11 protein-coding genes and 1 pseudogene are annotated in these 15,502 nt (G+C 69.6%); 9 read left to right on the forward strand and 3 right to left on the reverse strand.

The window, feature by feature from the left end:
- Window positions 1-514: 514 nt before the first annotated feature.
- Both MR1_RS02060 and MR1_RS20680 read left to right on the forward strand, forming a co-directional pair.
- Window positions 515-5,458 (forward strand): annotated as a pseudogene (locus tag MR1_RS02060) (DUF7507 domain-containing protein); the annotation flags it as partial.
- Between the two features lie 136 nt (window positions 5,459-5,594).
- Window positions 5,595-6,350 (forward strand): DUF7507 domain-containing protein, encoded by a 756-nt coding sequence (locus MR1_RS20680; RefSeq protein WP_409366233.1) that lies wholly within the window; start codon window positions 5,595-5,597, stop codon window positions 6,348-6,350.
- Between the two features lie 192 nt (window positions 6,351-6,542).
- On the opposite strand, the gene ald is transcribed toward MR1_RS20680, so the two are convergent.
- Window positions 6,543-7,634, reverse strand: a complete 1,092-nt coding sequence (ald, locus tag MR1_RS02065) for an alanine dehydrogenase (RefSeq protein ID WP_067242934.1) — start codon at window positions 7,632-7,634, stop codon at window positions 6,543-6,545.
- Between the two features lie 154 nt (window positions 7,635-7,788).
- Here ald and MR1_RS02070 point away from each other — a divergent pair, with 154 nt between their 5' ends.
- Window positions 7,789-8,274 (forward strand): Lrp/AsnC family transcriptional regulator, encoded by a 486-nt coding sequence (locus tag MR1_RS02070; protein ID WP_084344289.1) that lies wholly within the window; start codon window positions 7,789-7,791, stop codon window positions 8,272-8,274.
- A 40-nt stretch (window positions 8,275-8,314) separates the two neighbouring features.
- On the opposite strand, the gene MR1_RS02075 is transcribed toward MR1_RS02070, so the two are convergent.
- Entirely contained in the window at window positions 8,315-8,920 is a 606-nt protein-coding gene (locus MR1_RS02075) for an NAD(P)H oxidoreductase (protein ID WP_067242939.1), read from the reverse strand.
- A 387-nt stretch (window positions 8,921-9,307) separates the two neighbouring features.
- Here MR1_RS02075 and MR1_RS02080 point away from each other — a divergent pair, with 387 nt between their 5' ends.
- The 4 genes from MR1_RS02080 to MR1_RS02095 all read left to right on the forward strand — a co-directional run bounded on the left by MR1_RS02080 (window position 9,308) and on the right by MR1_RS02095 (window position 13,551).
- Window positions 9,308-10,426 carry an ABC transporter substrate-binding protein gene (locus tag MR1_RS02080; RefSeq protein WP_067242941.1) on the forward strand — a complete coding sequence of 373 codons (1,119 nt, stop codon included), beginning with the start codon at window positions 9,308-9,310 and terminating at the stop codon, window positions 10,424-10,426.
- Entirely contained in the window at window positions 10,423-11,232 is an 810-nt protein-coding gene (locus MR1_RS02085; protein WP_067242942.1) for an ABC transporter ATP-binding protein, read from the forward strand. The genes MR1_RS02080 and MR1_RS02085 overlap by 4 nt, the downstream gene beginning before the upstream one ends.
- A complete protein-coding gene (locus MR1_RS02090) occupies window positions 11,225-12,076 on the forward strand; it encodes an ABC transporter permease (protein WP_067242944.1) in 852 nt (283 codons plus the stop codon). Before MR1_RS02085 ends, MR1_RS02090 begins: the two co-directional genes overlap by 8 nt.
- A gap of 104 nt (window positions 12,077-12,180) precedes the next feature.
- Window positions 12,181-13,551 (forward strand): NtaA/DmoA family FMN-dependent monooxygenase, encoded by a 1,371-nt coding sequence (locus MR1_RS02095; protein WP_067242946.1) that lies wholly within the window; start codon window positions 12,181-12,183, stop codon window positions 13,549-13,551.
- A 201-nt stretch (window positions 13,552-13,752) separates the two neighbouring features.
- On the opposite strand, the gene MR1_RS02100 is transcribed toward MR1_RS02095, so the two are convergent.
- The gene (locus MR1_RS02100) at window positions 13,753-14,343 is read right to left on the reverse strand and encodes a PadR family transcriptional regulator (RefSeq protein WP_067242947.1); all 591 of its coding nucleotides are present in this window, start codon (window positions 14,341-14,343) and stop codon (window positions 13,753-13,755) included.
- A 100-nt stretch (window positions 14,344-14,443) separates the two neighbouring features.
- Here MR1_RS02100 and MR1_RS02105 point away from each other — a divergent pair, with 100 nt between their 5' ends.
- Together MR1_RS02105 and MR1_RS02110 are read left to right on the forward strand one after the other, a co-directional pair.
- Window positions 14,444-14,956, forward strand: coding sequence for a flavin reductase family protein (locus MR1_RS02105; RefSeq protein WP_067242948.1), 513 nt, complete (start codon window positions 14,444-14,446; stop codon window positions 14,954-14,956).
- Window positions 14,953-15,354 (forward strand): riboflavin kinase, encoded by a 402-nt coding sequence (locus tag MR1_RS02110; RefSeq protein WP_067242949.1) that lies wholly within the window; start codon window positions 14,953-14,955, stop codon window positions 15,352-15,354. The genes MR1_RS02105 and MR1_RS02110 overlap by 4 nt, the downstream gene beginning before the upstream one ends.
- Window positions 15,355-15,502 lie beyond the last annotated feature (148 nt).

Consider the following 15,502-nt stretch of genomic DNA (forward strand, 5'->3'; position numbering starts at 1 on the left):
CGTCGGCAGCCGCAACCCCGCGGCTCCGGTGAACGGCTCGACAGCGGCGACGCGCACCAATCACGCGATCACCGCCTGGACCGGTAACGTCTCCGGGCCGAACAACGCCGTGACGTTCGAGACGCCGCCGTTCGACCTGGCGGGCAACGGCACCCGCTTCTACACCGCCTCAGTCAACGTGGCTGAGACGTCGTGCACTTACCGACAGGGGCAGAACAACTCCCGCTTGAACTTCTCCCTGGTGGCCGGGAACCAAGAGCTGCCCGTGACGAAGGACCCGATCCGCGCCTGCACGGACCCGGATGTGCGCTACTACACGTCCCCGGCGCTCTCCGGCGGGTGGGGCAACGGTGGCGCCTACGTCGCTGCCGGCCAGTTCTACGCCGACAGCTCGTTCCTCGTGGACACGGCGCAGTACCCGAACCTTCAGCTTCGGATGCGCAACGCCGTCGGCACGAGCGACGGCAACGACTTCGCCTACGACAACGTCCGGCTGTTCGACGCGACCCCGCAGATGGACAAGTCGTTCTCCCCGGAGCGCGTGCCGGTCAACGGCGTGTCGACCCTGACCTTCACCGTGACGAACACGGACGACCTCGCGGAGAAGCGCGGCTGGTCCTTCACGGACACGTTGCCGGAGGGCCTCGTCGTCGCGGATCCCGCCAACATCGGCGGCACCTGTACGGCGAACACCACGGCAGCCGCCGGCTCCGGGACGATCACGGTCGCGGACGGCGTGCTGGAGTTCATGGAGGAGTCCTGCACCATCACCGTGGACGTCACGTCGGCGTCGCCCGGCCCCGCGGACGCCTCCCCGGTGGTCTACGCGAACTGCGCGGAGAACATCACCTCCGCGGGTCTGGACGCCCCGGCCTGCGCGGAGGTCGAGTTCTACAACGAGCCGCACCTGACGCTCACGAAGTCCAGCGACGGCAGCGGCGCCTCCCGCGTCGGCGACACGGTGACGTACACCGTGACGGCCACGAACGACGGGACCGGCAACTACACGGACGACAACCCGGCCGTCGTCGTCGACGACCTCACCGGAGTGCTCGACGACGCGACCCTCGTCGACGGTTCCGTGCGGGCCACGATCGACGGCGCTGCGACCGCGGCGCCGACCCGCGACGGTAACCGCCTCGTATGGCAGGGGCCGCTCGCGGTCGGCTCCACGATGACGCTCACCTACCAGGTGGTCCTCACCGGTGAGGGCGATGATCGGGTGAACAACGTCGCCTTCCCGCCGGGCACGCCCTACGATCCGGAGAACCCTCCTGCGACCCCCGTCTGCGGGGAAGAGGGCAGCGTCTGCACCGACATGGTGTTCCCCGGGATCAGCATGACGAAGTCGTCGCAGCAGGAATCGTATGACTACGGGCGGCGGATCAACTACACCTTCACGGTGACGAACACCGGTGGCGTCCCGCTCACCGACATCACGATCAACGAGGAGTCGTTCAGCGGCAGCGGGCAGATGTCCGCGATCACCTGCGACGCCACGGAGCTCGCGCCGGACGAGACCACGACCTGCCACGCCACCTACACGGCGACGGGCGCCGACGTGGACCGCGGCAGCATCGACAACACCGCGACCGCGACCGGTACGCCGCCCGAGGGGGACCCGGTGGTCTCCGGCCCGGATTCGCACCGTCTCGTCGCGCCGCAGAGTCCGGTGCTGACGATCGACAAGCTCTCCGACGCGCAGGAGCTCGTCGCGGGGGAGACGATCCGGTTCTGGTTCGTGATCAGCAACGAAGGAAACGTCACCGTCAGCGACATCGCGGTCGAGGAGGTCTCCTTCGACGGCAGCGGCGACCCGATCGTCATCTCCTGCCCGGGGGACACGCTCGCGGCGTACCAGCAGATGACCTGTTTCGGAGACTACGTCGTCACCCAGGAGGACGTGGACAAGGGCACCCTCACCAACACGGCCACGGTGACCGGCAAGGACCCGGGCGGAGACCCGGTGGACGGCGGCGAGGACACCGTGAACGTGCCCTCGGATCCGGAGCCCGGCCTCTCGCTCGTGAAGAGCACCCCGGACGACGAGCTCATCGTGGGCGACGAGGTCGTCTACTGGTTCCAGGTGCGCAACACCGGCAACGTCACGGTCGACGAGATCGCCGTCGCGGAGGTGGCCTTCAGCGGATCGGGCGAGATGTCCCCGATCACCTGCGAGGCCACCAGGCTGCCGCCTCGGGGGACCACCTGGTGCTCCGCGACCTACACGGTGACGCAGGAGGATGTGGACGCGGGCATCCTCGACAACACGGCTGTGGCCACGGGCGAGGCTCCCGACGACGGGCCCGTCAGCTCCAACGAGTCCCAGGTGTCGATCCCGGGCGCCCAGAACCCGGGGCTCACCCTGGTGAAGAGCTCCGACACCGAGCGGCTGGAGATCGGAAAGCCGGTGACGTACTCCTTCGAGGTCACGAACACCGGCGACGTCACGGTGGGCAACATCGTCGTCAGCGAGCTGGACTTCGACGGACACGGCACGATGGGCGAGATCGTCTGCCCCTCCAATGGGCCGCTGGCGCCCGGAGACGCGCTCACCTGCACCGCGACGTACACGCCTGTACAGGACGACATCGATCAGGGCGGCGCGACGAACACGGCCGTCGCGGAGGGTACGCAGCCCGGCGGCGATCCGGTGACGACGCCCCCCTCCGAGGCGTTCATCCCGGGCGGTGGGAACCCGCAGCTCGTGATCGAGAAGTCGGCGAGCAGCGACGAACTCGTCGCAGGAGAGACGATCACCTACTCCTTCCGCGTCGAGAACACCGGCGACACCACCCTGACCGATGTCACGGTGGTCGAGGGGGACTTCTCCGGAAGCGGCGACCTCTCCGAGATCACCTGCCCGGCGGAAGCCGCACAGATGGCTCCGGGCGATGTCGTCACCTGTACCGCGACCTACGTCGTGACTCAGGCGGACGTGGACGCCGGCAGCGTGCAGAACTCGGCGCATGCACAGGGCACTCCGCCCGGCGGCGGCGATCCGGTGGTCTCGAACCCGGACGACGAGACCGTGACGGCTGACCCGCGGCCCGGGATCGCGCTCGTGAAGTCGGCGGACACGGACACGATCGTCGCGGGTGAGACGGTGACGTACACCTTCGTCGTGACGAACACGGGGAACGTGACGCTGACCGGGATCCTCCTCACCGAGGAGGCCTGGACGGGCTGGGAGGACGAGCCCGACATCCTGTGTCCTGAGGACGAGGCCGCGTCCCTCGCGCCGGGCGCCTCGCTGACGTGCACGGGCGAGTACGTGGTCCAGCAGGAGGACGTCGACGCCGGTCGGCTGTACAACGCGGCTGTCGCGAACGGCACGCCGCCGAACACCGACACCCCGATCTTCTCGGACCCGTCGGAGGTCACGCTGACGGCGGACCCGAACCCGTCCCTGGATCTGGTCAAGAGCACGGACACGACCGAGCTCGTGGCCGGTGAGACCATCACGTACACGTTCGTGGTCACCAACGACGGCAACCAGACGCTGACCGACATCGCGATCCGGGAGGACTCCTTCACCGGATCGGGCCCGATGTCCGCGATCACGTGCACGCCGGAGGACGCACAGCGCTCTCTCGCGCCGGGCGCGCAGCTCCAGTGCACGGCGACCTACGAGGTGACCCAGGCGGATGCGGATCGGGGGACCATCGACAACACGGCCACCGCGACCGGGACGCCGCCGGGCGGTCAGCCGCCGGTGTCCTCTCCTCCGTCGGAGGTCCGGATCCCCCAGGAGATCGATCCGCGGATCGCGCTGGTCAAGTCCTCGGACACAGACGTGCTGGTGGCCGGGGAGACGATCACCTACTCGTTCGCTGTGACGAACACCGGCAACGTCACCCTCACGGACGTGCAGATCGCCGAGGATGCGTTCACGGGTTCGGGAGAGGTCTCCGCGATCTCCTGCCCGGATGAGGCTGCTTCTCTCGCTCCGGGGCGGACCATCACCTGCACCGCCACCTACACGGTCACGCAGGCGGACGTCGACGCGGGGTCCGTGGAGAACACGGCGACGGCGTCGGGATTCCCGCCGCGCGGAGGGGACCGGGTTTCGTCGGACCCCTCCAGCACTGAGGCGACCGCAGAGCCGGAGCCGGGGATCGAGATCGTGAAGAGCTCCGACACCGAGAGCTTCGTCGCAGGACAGACGATCACGTACTCGTTCGCCGTGACGAACACCGGCAACGTCACGCTGACGGACGTGACGGTGAAGGAGGGCGACTTCGACGGCACGGGCGAGCTCTCGGCGATCGAGTGCCCGGCCGAGGCGTCCTCGCTCGCTCCCGGCGAGACCGTCACCTGTACCGCGACCTACGTCGCCACGCAGGCCGACGCCGATCGCGGCTCGCTCACCAACAGCGCGACAGGGACGGGGACTCCGCCCGGGGGCGAGCCGCCGGTGTCGTCTCCGCCGTCCGAGGTCCGCGTGCCCTCCGACCAGGCGCCCGGTCTCTCTGTGGTGAAGTCGGCTGACAAGACCGAGCTCGTCGTGGGGGAGAGGATCACGTACTCGTTCGTGGTGACGAACACGGGGAACGTGACGCTCACGGAGGTGTCGGTGAACGAGTCGTCGTTCACCGGATCGGGCGAGATGTCCGCGATCGAGTGTCCGCCAGAGGCGGCGTCTCTGGCTCCGGGTGCACAGGTCGTGTGCACCGCGACGTACGTGGTCACCCAGGCCGATGCGGATGCGGGCAGTGTCGAGAACACCGCCACGGCGACGGGTACGCCGCCCGGCGGTGACCCGCTCGACTCGCCGCCGTCGTCGGTGCGGGTGCCGCAGGATCCGGCTCCGGGCCTGTCGTTGGTGAAGACGGCGGACCCCGCTCAGGGCGGGAAGGTCGGGGACACGATCACGTACTCGTTCACGGTGACCAACACCGGGAATGTGACCCTCACGGACGTGACGGTGGACGAGGGGGAGTTCTCCGGAACAGGAGAGCTGTCTGAGATCGTCTGCCCGGACGGGGCCAACACGCTCGTCCCCGGTCAGGCCGTCACGTGTACGGCGAGCTACGTTCTGACCCAAGCCGATGTGGATGCCGGGGGCGTGACCAACTCCGCGGTGGCCACGGGCAACCCGCCGGGCGGTGAGCCGCCGGTGACGTCGCCGCCGTCGGAGGTGACGGTGCCGCTTCCGCCGGAGCCGGGTGTGTCGATGGTGAAGTCGGCCGACAAGACCGAGCTCGTCGCCGGGGAGACGATCACGTACTCGTTCGTGGTGACGAACACGGGCAACGTGACGCTCACGGACGTGTCGGTGGACGAGGTGTCGTTCAGCGGAACGGGAGAGTTGTCCCCGGTGATCTGCCCCGAGGGCGCGGCGTCGCTCGCTCCCGGAGCCCAGGTCGTCTGCACCGCGACGTACGTGGTAACGCAGGCGGACGTGGACGCCGGGACTCTGGAGAATACGGCGTCGGTGACGGGGAATCCGCCGGGAGGTCAGCCTCCGGTGGAGTCGCCGCCGTCGTCGGTGCGGGTGCCGCAGGATCCGGCTCCGGGCCTGTCGTTGGTGAAGACGGCGGACCCCGCTCAGGGCGGGAAGGTCGGGGGACACGATCACGTACTCGTTCACGGTGACCAACACCGGGAATGTGACCCTCACGGACGTGACGGTGGACGAGGGGGAGTTCTCCGGAACAGGAGAGCTGTCCGAGATCGTCTGCCCGGCTGCATCCCTCGCGCTGGCGCCTGGGCAGAGCGCCGTCTGCACGGCCACGTACGTCCTGACCCAGGCGGACGTGGACGCCGGAGGCGTCCAGAACGTGGCGACGGCGACCGGGACGCCCCCGCACGGCGAGCCACCGGTGACGTCGCCGCCGTCCGAGGTGCACGTGCCGCTTCCGCCGGAGCCGGGACTCGGCATCGTGAAGACCGCCGACACCGATCGTGCGATCCGGGTCGGGCAGGTCATCACCTACTCGTTCGCGGTGACGAACACCGGGAACGTGACGTTGACGGACGTGCAGGTCGTCGAAGGAGACTTCTCAGGCGCGGGGACGCTGTCCGCGATCACGTGCCCTGCGGGCATCGCCGCGCTCGCCCCGGGGGAGACCGTCGTATGCACCGCGACCTACACGGTCCAGGCGGCCGACCTCACGGGCGCCGCGCTGAGCAACGTGGCCACGGCCACCGGCAATCCGCCGGGGGAAGAGCCGCCGGTGGCGTCGCCGCCCTCGGAAGCGGTCATCGACACCCCGACGCCGCCGGCCCCGCCGCTGCCCGTGACGGGCGGGGAGATCAGCATGGGGATCGTTCTGCTCGCGATCGGACTGCTCGCGGGAGGAGCGGCGCTGCGCGCCGCCGGTCGCCGACGCGCCGACCGTCACTGATGTCGTGACGACGACGCGCCCCTCGTCCCGGACGGGATGAGGGGCGCGTCGCGTCGACGTCCGTGTCCGCGGTTCCGACAGCGGCGGGCCCCCGGGTACCGCGTTTCGTCTCGTCGCTGCGCTCCTCGCTCAACGAGCGGGCGCCCCACCGGTCGTTGAGCGAGCGCAGCGAGTCGAAACGTCCCGGCCCGGTCAGGCGGTCAGGCCGTGCGCCTCGGCGACGGCCGGCACCGTGATGCGACCGTCGCGGACGTTGAGACCCTTCGCGAGCGCGGCGTCGTCCTCGGCGGCACGGTCCCAGCCCTTGCCCGCGATCGCCGAGACGTAGGGGAGCGTGGCGTTGGTGAGTGCGCGCGTCGCCGTCTCCGGCACCGCCCCCGGCATGTTCGCGACGCAGTAGTAGATCGAGTCGTGCACGGCGAAGGTGGGGTCGTCGTGGGTGGTGGGGCGCGACCCCTCGAAGCAACCGCCCTGGTCGATCGCGATGTCCACGAGCACCGAGCCGGGCTTCATGCCCGCGACCATCTCGTCGGTGACGAGCTTGGGCGCCGCGGCGCCGGGGATCAGCACCGAGCCGATCACGAGATCGGCGGTGGCGAGCTCCTCGGCGATGGCGTAGCGGCTCGAGGCGCGCGTCTGCAGCGCCCCGCCGTAACGGTGCTCGAGCTCGCGCAGGCGGGGGAGCGAGATGTCGATCACGGTCACCTGCGAGCCCAGGCCGAGCGCGTTCGCCGCGGCGTGCTCGCCGGCGACGCCGCCCCCGATCACGACCGTCTTGGCGCGCGGGGTGCCGGCGATGCCGCCGAGCAGCATGCCGCGGCCGCCGTTCGAGCGCAGCAGCGAATAGGAGCCCATCGTCACCGACAGGCGGCCGGCGATCTCGCTCATCGGCACGAGCAGGGGCAGGCTGCGATCGGGCAGCTGCACGGTCTCGTACGCGACGGCCGTCGTGCCCGCCTCGACCAGGGCGGTGGTGAGCGCGCGGTCGGCGGCCAGGTGGAGGTAGGTGAACAGGGTGAGGTCGGAGCGCAGGAAGCCGTACTCCTGCGCGATCGGCTCCTTCACTTTGAGCAGCAGGTCGGCCGCGCCCCACGCCTCATCGGCGGTGTCGACGATCTCGGCGCCTGCGGCACGGTACGCGTCGTCGGCGATGCCCGGCCCCCGTCCCGCCCCGGACTGCACCAGCACCCGGTGCCCCTCGTGGACGAGCCGGTCGGCTCCGGCCGGCGTGAGCGCGACACGGTTCTCGTTGTTCTTGACCTCGGTGGGGACAGCGATCCTCATCGATCCTCCTGGTGGCGATTTTGTCGTCCTGACGGCGATTTTGTCGTCGCAAAGCATTGCAAGAAAACGCGCCCGAGTACACATTCTCCGCAGAACCTTCGACAAGAGCAGCGTATCCGGGAGAATCATTCGCATGGATGACTCTTCTGGGGAAATGGCTCCGAATGCTCTTCGGGCCCCCGCGCTGGATGCCGTCGATGCGCGGATCGTGGATCTCGTGTCGGCGAACGGGAGGATCACGAACGCCGAGCTCGCCGCACGGCTGGGCATCGCGCCGTCGACCGCGCACGCGCGACTTCGGTCGCTCACGGAGCGGGGCGTCATCACCGGCTTCCACGCCAGCGTGGACGAGAAGCTGCTGGGGGCCGGACTTCAGGCGATCATCGGGGTGACGCTGCGTCCCGGCGCCCGCCGCGAGAGCATCGTCACCTTCGAGGATCGCGTCCGTGCGCTGCCGCAGGTGATCCAGATGTTCTTCCTCGGGGGTCACGACGACTTCCTGCTGCACATCGCGGTCGCCGATTCCGAGCAGATGCGCGCGTTCGTCGTCGATCACCTCTCGGCGCAGAGCAGCGTCGCCTCGACCCGGACGAGCATCATCTTCGACTATCACCGCAACTCCGTCGCCGCCTCCTTCTGAGCCGCCGCGCCCGCCTCGGCAGGAACCGTGTGGGGCGGGGTCAGCCCTGCGTCGGCAGGACCTCGAGCGCCGCCGACACGGCGCGTCGGCGCAACGCCGTGAAGTGCGCGTCGAGGTCGTCGATGTCCTCGCCCAGGGCGTCGTACAGCAGCTCCAACCGGCTGTCCTGGATGCCGCAGAGACCGGCGATGCCGACGTTCAGGTGGCGGGCCATCATCTCGTCGTATCCCCGCTTGGCGAAGGACTCCTCGCTCTCTCCGGCGACGCCCAGCCAGCGGACGGCCGGGATGCCCGCGCGGCGACCGGCGCCGTAGAAGAGCCCGTGGTTCCAGACGCGGTCGATGTAGCCCTTGAGGTGGGCGGGAAGCGAGTACCACCAGACTGGGAAGACGAAGACCACGGCATCGGCGGAACGCGAGCGGGAGGCGTGCGCCATCACCTCGTCGGAGTACCGGTGGTCCGGATCCTCCCAGTCCGGCTCGTCGACGGGAAGCAGGCGCGGGTCGAAGTCCGTGCGGGCGAGGTCGAGCTCGTCCACCGTGGCGCCGGCGTCGCGCAGAGCGGTGATCACGTCGGCGGCGATGGCCGCGGTGAGGGAGGTGGAGCGCGGGTGGGACCAGACGACCTGGATGCGCGAGGTGGGCACAGGGGCCTCCGTTCGGAGTCGGATGGACGGCACAGCGTTGCTGCAGTCGCCGGGCGGCAACGGGAGGCGCCCGCCGCCGGGAATCCTCTCTGCGTGGCCGGACCGCAGCAGAGAGGTGCGTCGCGATCCGGCCTTGGAGTGCAAAGACGACGTCCGACAAGTGCCGACGGCGAACGCCTGGACCGATTGTATGAAGACACCGGGCTCGGCACCAAGCAACTGGTGTGCAATACGACAAAGATCGTTCCACTGGGGAGGGAACTCGTCGCACGCCATGAGCTCGTGCGAAGGTGGGGCGCTCACATCGACGTTCAATCTTGTCTAGTCAAGCTTGACTATGTTAGCTTGATCTAGCCATCAACGATGAACGGCCGAGAAGGGACCACCATGGCACTCTCCCCCGCGGACAGGACCCGATTCCGCACTGCCGCCACCCTGACGTGTGTTCTCGCTGCCACCCTGACGCTGGGCGCCTGTTCGTCGGCCCAGCCCAGCACCGGCGGAACCCAGCCTCCGAACGCAGCCGTCGACGCCGACGCCTGCACGAGGAATCAGGATGCGGGCACGATCACCTACATCTCCGGATACGGCTACTCCGCCAGCGCCGGGCAGCTCGACGTCTTCCTCGCGCAGGAGCTCGGCTACTTCGACGAGCTGTGCCTGGACGTGGAGATCAACGCCTCGGGCGCGAACGGTCAGCAGCTCGTCGCCTCCGGGCAGGCGCAGTTCACCGCCCTCGGCTCCGCCTCCGACGTCATGCTCGCGGCGGCGAACAGCAAGAACCTCACGGCCGTCGCGACCTACGGGACGACCCCGCCGTTCTCGATCTTCGGCAACGAGAAGCTCACGAGCCTGAAGGACCTCGAGGGCGGATCGCTCGGCTACTTCATCAACCTCACCCCGATCGCCTCGGCCATGCTGGACAACGCCGGCGTCGACGCGTCGAAGGTCGAGATGATCAAGATGACCAACTACGACCCGACCGTCGTGGTGCGCGAGCAGGTCGACGCCATCGTCGGCTACGCCTCGAACCAGCCGCAGTCCCTCAAGGCGCAGGGGCTCCCGTTCAGCGAGTTCCTCCCCGAGGACGAGGGCGTGGAGGGCACCTACAACGTCATGGAGGTCAACTCCCGGTTCCTCGCCGAGCACCGCGAGGTCGCCGCCGACTTCATGCGCGCATCCCTCAAGGCCCTGCAGTACTGTCTCGACGAGTCCGACGCCTGCATCGACACCCTCGCGAAGCTCGCCGAGGACAACAACCAGGGCGCCGCCTTCCCGCGCGACCAGCTCGCCCGCACGTGGGCCGTGGAGTCGGAATGGGTGCGCAACAGCAAGGGCGGGAACCCCGGCGTGCAGACCGAGGCCATGTGGGAGCCGGAGTACGCGCTGGTCGAGAAGTACGGGAACGTGAAGTCGGTCCCCGAGATCGCCGAGATGATGGACGCCGACCTCGTCGCCGACCTCTACGACGGCGACGCGCTGATCTGGCCGGAGGCCGGCAAGTGACCGGGCAGGGCGCGGGCGTCGAGGTCCGCGGCGTCACCAAGTCCTTCGGGGTCGACGGGCGCCGGGTCACGGTGCTCGACGACGTCAGCCTCACGATCGGGATGGGGGAGTTCGTCTCCGTCATCGGACCGAGCGGCTGCGGCAAGTCGACCCTCCTGAAAGTGGTCGCGGGCCTTCTCGACGCCGACTCCGGCAGCGTCACGATCGACGGAGAGGGCGTCACGGCGGCCTCGAGGGACAAGAAGATCGGGCTGGTGCCGCAGTCCCCGGCGCTGCTTCCCTGGAAGACGGTGCTGGAGAACGTCCAGCTTCCGCTGACCGTGAACCGCCGGGGGAACGGGGCGGGCGGCGGCGGGTCGCGGACGCTCGGCAACGCCGAGACCCTGTTGTCCACGTTCGGCCTCGGCCACGCGATGAAGAAGTACCCGGGACAGCTCTCCGGAGGCATGCAGCAGCGGGCGGCGATCGCACGGGCCTTCGTCTTCGATCCCGCGATCATGCTGATGGACGAGCCGTTCTCGGCCCTCGACGAGATGAACCGTGACCTGCAGCGGATCGCCCTGCTGGAGTTCTGGCAGTCCAACCGCAAGGCCGTGATGTTCGTCACCCACTCGGTGCCCGAGGCGATCATGCTGTCCGATCGCATCGTCGTCATGGCGGCCCACCCGGGCCGGATCGCCGAGATCATCGACGTGGATCTGCCGCGGCCGCGCACCGAGGACGCATACGCGACGGATGCGTTCCGCGACCTAGAGAAGACCGTGCGCGGTGCGCTGCGCGCGCAGACGGAGAAGGCGCATGTCTGAGATGACCATCCGAGACACGACGGCGACGCTCGCCACGGCCGAGGCCCGCGGGAGGGGACCGCGCCGGGGCGTCCCGCCGTGGCTGCGCTGGGGCGCGTGGGTGCCGACCCTCATCACGTTCGCGATCGCGGCGCTGCTGTGGCAGATCGTCGCGGCGACGAACCCCTACGTGCTCCCGAGCCTCGGCGACATCGGGGCCACGCTCGTCGAGGACGCCCCGATGTACGGGTCGAACTTCCTCGTGACGCTCCTGGAGGTCGTCGTCGGGGCCTCGGCCGGGATCATCGCCGGCTTCCTCCTCGCCGTGGTGATGGCCGAGTTCCAGATCATCGAGCGCGCCGTGATGCCGCTGGTCATCATCGTCATGGTGACGCCGATCGTCGCCATCGCGCCGGCGCTCGTGGTCGCGTTCGGCTTCGGCATGGTGCCGAAGTTCATCGTGACGGGACTCGTCGTGTTCTTCCCCATGCTCGTGAACTCGCTCGCCGGCCTCCGTGACGTCGACCAGCGCGCCCTGGACGTCTTCAAGACGCTGCACGCCAGCCGCTGGGAGATCTTCCGCGAACTCCGCTTCCCCGGCAGCATGCCCTACGTGTTCGCGGGGCTGCGCATCGCCCTGCCGCTCGCGGTGGTCGGCGCCGCCGTCGCGGAGTTCGTCGCGGCCGGCCAGCAGGCCGGGCTCGGATCGCTCGTGACCACCTCGGCGGCGCAGGCCAACCTGCCCGTCACCTGGGCCAGCATCGCCCTGCTGTGCGTGCTGGGCGTCCTCCTCATCGTCCTCCTCGCCCTGGTGCGCAAGCGCGTCCTGTGGTGGAGCGAAGGAGAGGTCACCGCCAAGGGCTGACCTCGCCGTCCGGATGCCGATCCGGGGACGCCCGTCCCCGGGTCCGTCCGGCGTGCCCCGCACATGCCCCCGACGGGGCCGGAACAACACAGAAAGGCACGACCATGGCCACGCAGCTCAAGCTCGGACTCTTCGAGAACGCGCAGGCGAACGACTCCGGGACCGCCACCTGGCGCCACCCCGACAACGGCCGCTACCTCTTCGACCGACTCGACTACTGGCGGGACACCGCCCGCATGGTCGAGGACGCCGGATTCGACTTCCTGTTCCTCGCCGACGCCTGGGGGTGGGCGGACGTCGCCGGCGAACGCCCCGACATCTGCTCCGTGGAGGGGCTCGACCTCCCCCGGCTGGACCCGGCGATCGTGCTCGGTGCGCTCATCCCGGAGACCACGCGCCTGGGCCTGGTCGCCACCGGCTCGACGCTGCTCGAGCCGCCCTACGCCTTCGCCCGCCGGATGGCGACCCTCGACATCCTCTCCGGCGGACGCATCGGCTGGAACATCGTGACCACCGGCACCGCGGACACCGCCGTGCAGGGCTTCGGCGTGCCGATGGTCGGTCACGACGAGCGGTACGCCATGGCCGACGACTTCATGCAGGTCGTCTACAAGCTGTGGGAGCAGGCGTGGGAGGAGGGTGCACTGGAGCGCGACAAGTCCGGGCGCTTCGCCGATCCGTCCAAGGTGCACCGCATCTCCCACGACGGCCCGTACTTCCGCTCGCACGGATACGGCAACACGTCGCGCTCGCCGCAGGGGACGCCCGTGCTCTTCCAGGCGGGGGCCTCTCCGGCGGGGCGCGCCTTCGGCGGCAAGCACGGCGAGGCCATCTTCGTCGGCAGCGGCTCCGTGGAGCAGCTCCGGGCACACTCGACCGCGATCCGGGAGGAGGCGGTGAAGAACGGCCGGGCCGCGGACGACGTGAAGATCATGTCCGCGTTCTCCGCCGTCGTCGGCAGCACCGAAGAGGAGGCGCGACGCCGGTACGCGGAGGTCGCGGACGCGCAGAACCCGGACGTGACCGTCGCCTCCTACGCGTGGTTCACGGGTCTGGACCTCTCCGCCTACGCGCCGGAGACGCCCATGACGGACCTCCGCACGGAGCTCTCGCAGACCCAGGTCGCGCGGTTCGCCGGGAAGACGGTGGGCGACGTTCTCGCGGACTGGCACGCGCACGGCGTGGGCGCACGCCCGATCGTCGGCACCCCGGAGCAGATCGCGGACCGGATGATCGAGCTGGCCGAGGGGGCGGACCTCGACGGGTACCTCTTCTCGCCGGTCATCCCGCCGTCCTCCACCGCGGACTTCATCGAGCACGTCCTGCCGATCCTCAAGGAACGGGGCGCGATCGCCGAGCCGGGAGACGAGCGGCAGACGCTGCGCGAGCGGCTGATCGGCACGCCCACGCCCGCGCTGGCGGACTCGCACGTCGGCTCCTCGTATCGCCGGAGCCCCGCCCTGTCCGAGGCCTGACACGCGTTTCGTCTCGCTGCGCTCGCTCAACGGCCGGGGCCTCTCCTTCCGGTCGTTGAGCGAGGAGCGTAGCGACGAGTCGAAACGTGGTGAGGCGGGGGTGGGCGTTTCGTCTCGCTGCGCTCGCTCAACGGCCGGGGCCTCTCCTTCCGGTCGTTGAGCGAGGAGCGTAGCGACGAGTCGAAACGCGCTGACCCGGGGTCAGCGGGCGGGGGAGGCCTCGGCCGGCGTCTCGCCGGCGAAGACGTACTCGCCCGCGCGCAGGCGGTCGAGCAGGGCCAGCGCCCATTCCTTCTCGGCCGTGAGGCGCGCGGTCGACAGGTCGAAGATCTCGCGGACGTACTTCGGCGTGGTCTCCGACCGCAGCGTGTCCTGGACGTGGAAGCCGTTGGCGGTGATGAGCGCGTCGCTCTTGCTGAGACGGTTCTCGAGCCCCGCGATCACCTCCTGCCGGCTGAGCACGAACATGAAGGAGGCGACCGTCATGATCGCCTCCGTATCGAACGGGGCGACGTTCCAGAGGTTCTCGCGGAGCATCCGCTGGAGCTCCACCTCACCGGTCGGCGTGATCCGATATGTGGTCCGGGCGGGGCGCTTGCCGTCGGCGACGGTGTCGTTCTCGGCGATGTAACCATCCACCTCCAGCGCGCGCAGGGCGTTGTAGATCGATCCGGGCTGGATGTGCGCCCACTCGTCGATGTGCCACGTCATCAGTTCGCGGCGCAGGAAGTAGCCGTGCACCGGCTGGAACTGCTTGACCGCTCCGAGGACGACGAGGCGCGTGGTGGACATGGACTCATGCTATCCGGGGCGGTGCGGATCCGTTCAGCTTTGTATGGTCAAGAACATCGCCTTCTTGTATAGTCAAACTTGACGAAGAAAGGATGTCGAGATGACGACCGTCGCGCACGAAACCCTCTCGCAGGACCGCGCCCTGCGCCGGGCCTTCTCCCTCTACCCCACGGGCGTCGTCGCCCTGGGAGCCCGCATCGAGGGGCGGCTCACCGGCATGGCGGTGAACTCGTTCACGTCGGTCTCGCTCGATCCGGCGCTCGTGGCGATCAGCGCGGCCCGCACGTCCAAGACCTGGCCGCTGCTGCGGGACGCCGCCGCGCTCGGCATGAGCGTCCTCGCCGCCCATCAGGAGGCGTTCAGCCGGCGGCTGTCCGCGCGCGAGGGCGACCGGTTCGGGGATCAGGCCCTGCGCGAGACCGAGGGCGGCGCCGTGCTCATCGAGGAGGCCGCTCTGTGGCTCACCTGCCGTCCGCACTCCCGATTCGACGGGGGCGACCATGAGATCGCGCTCTACGAGATCGTCGACGTGACGGTGTTCGACGACGTCGAGCCGCTCGTCTTCCACCAGAGCCGCTACCGCAGCATCGTCGGCGACGCGCCCCGCCCGTGACCGAGGCCGCGCCCGCCATCGTCGGCGTCGTCGTCCCGGGTGACGGGCGGGGTCGACTCCTGGGGTTCCCCACGGCGAACCTCTGCTGCGAGGACGCGGTCATCCCGGCGGACGGGATCTACGCGGCGTGGGTCACCGAGCCCGAGCGGGGCCTGCGGTGGGAGGCGACCGCCAGCGTCGGGACGAACCCCACCTTCGCGGGGGCTCGGCGACGCCGGCTGGAGGTCCATCTGCACGACGCGGACCTGGATCTGTACGGTCGGCGCCTCGTCGTGGACCTCGTCGCGTTCCTCCGCCCGACGCTCCGGTTCGAGGGCGCGGACCAGCTCGTCGCCCAGGCGGTCGACGACGTCCGTCGCAGCCGGCAGGTGCTGTCGATGCACCGGCGGGCGCCCTAGACGGGCAGGGCGTTCATCGTCCGGCGCAGGTGGTGTCGGCGGCGGTCTGGCCGTGGGCGTCGACGGGTACCGCGGTGGTGTGCTCGGCGCCGGCGGGTGTGTCCTCGCCGGTCTCCTCACCGGTGTCGGTGTCGGCGTCGGTGTCGGT

Origin of the sequence: Microbacterium resistens NBRC 103078 (assembly GCF_001552355.1) — a bacterium.
Lineage (GTDB): Bacteria > Actinomycetota > Actinomycetes > Actinomycetales > Microbacteriaceae > Microbacterium > Microbacterium resistens.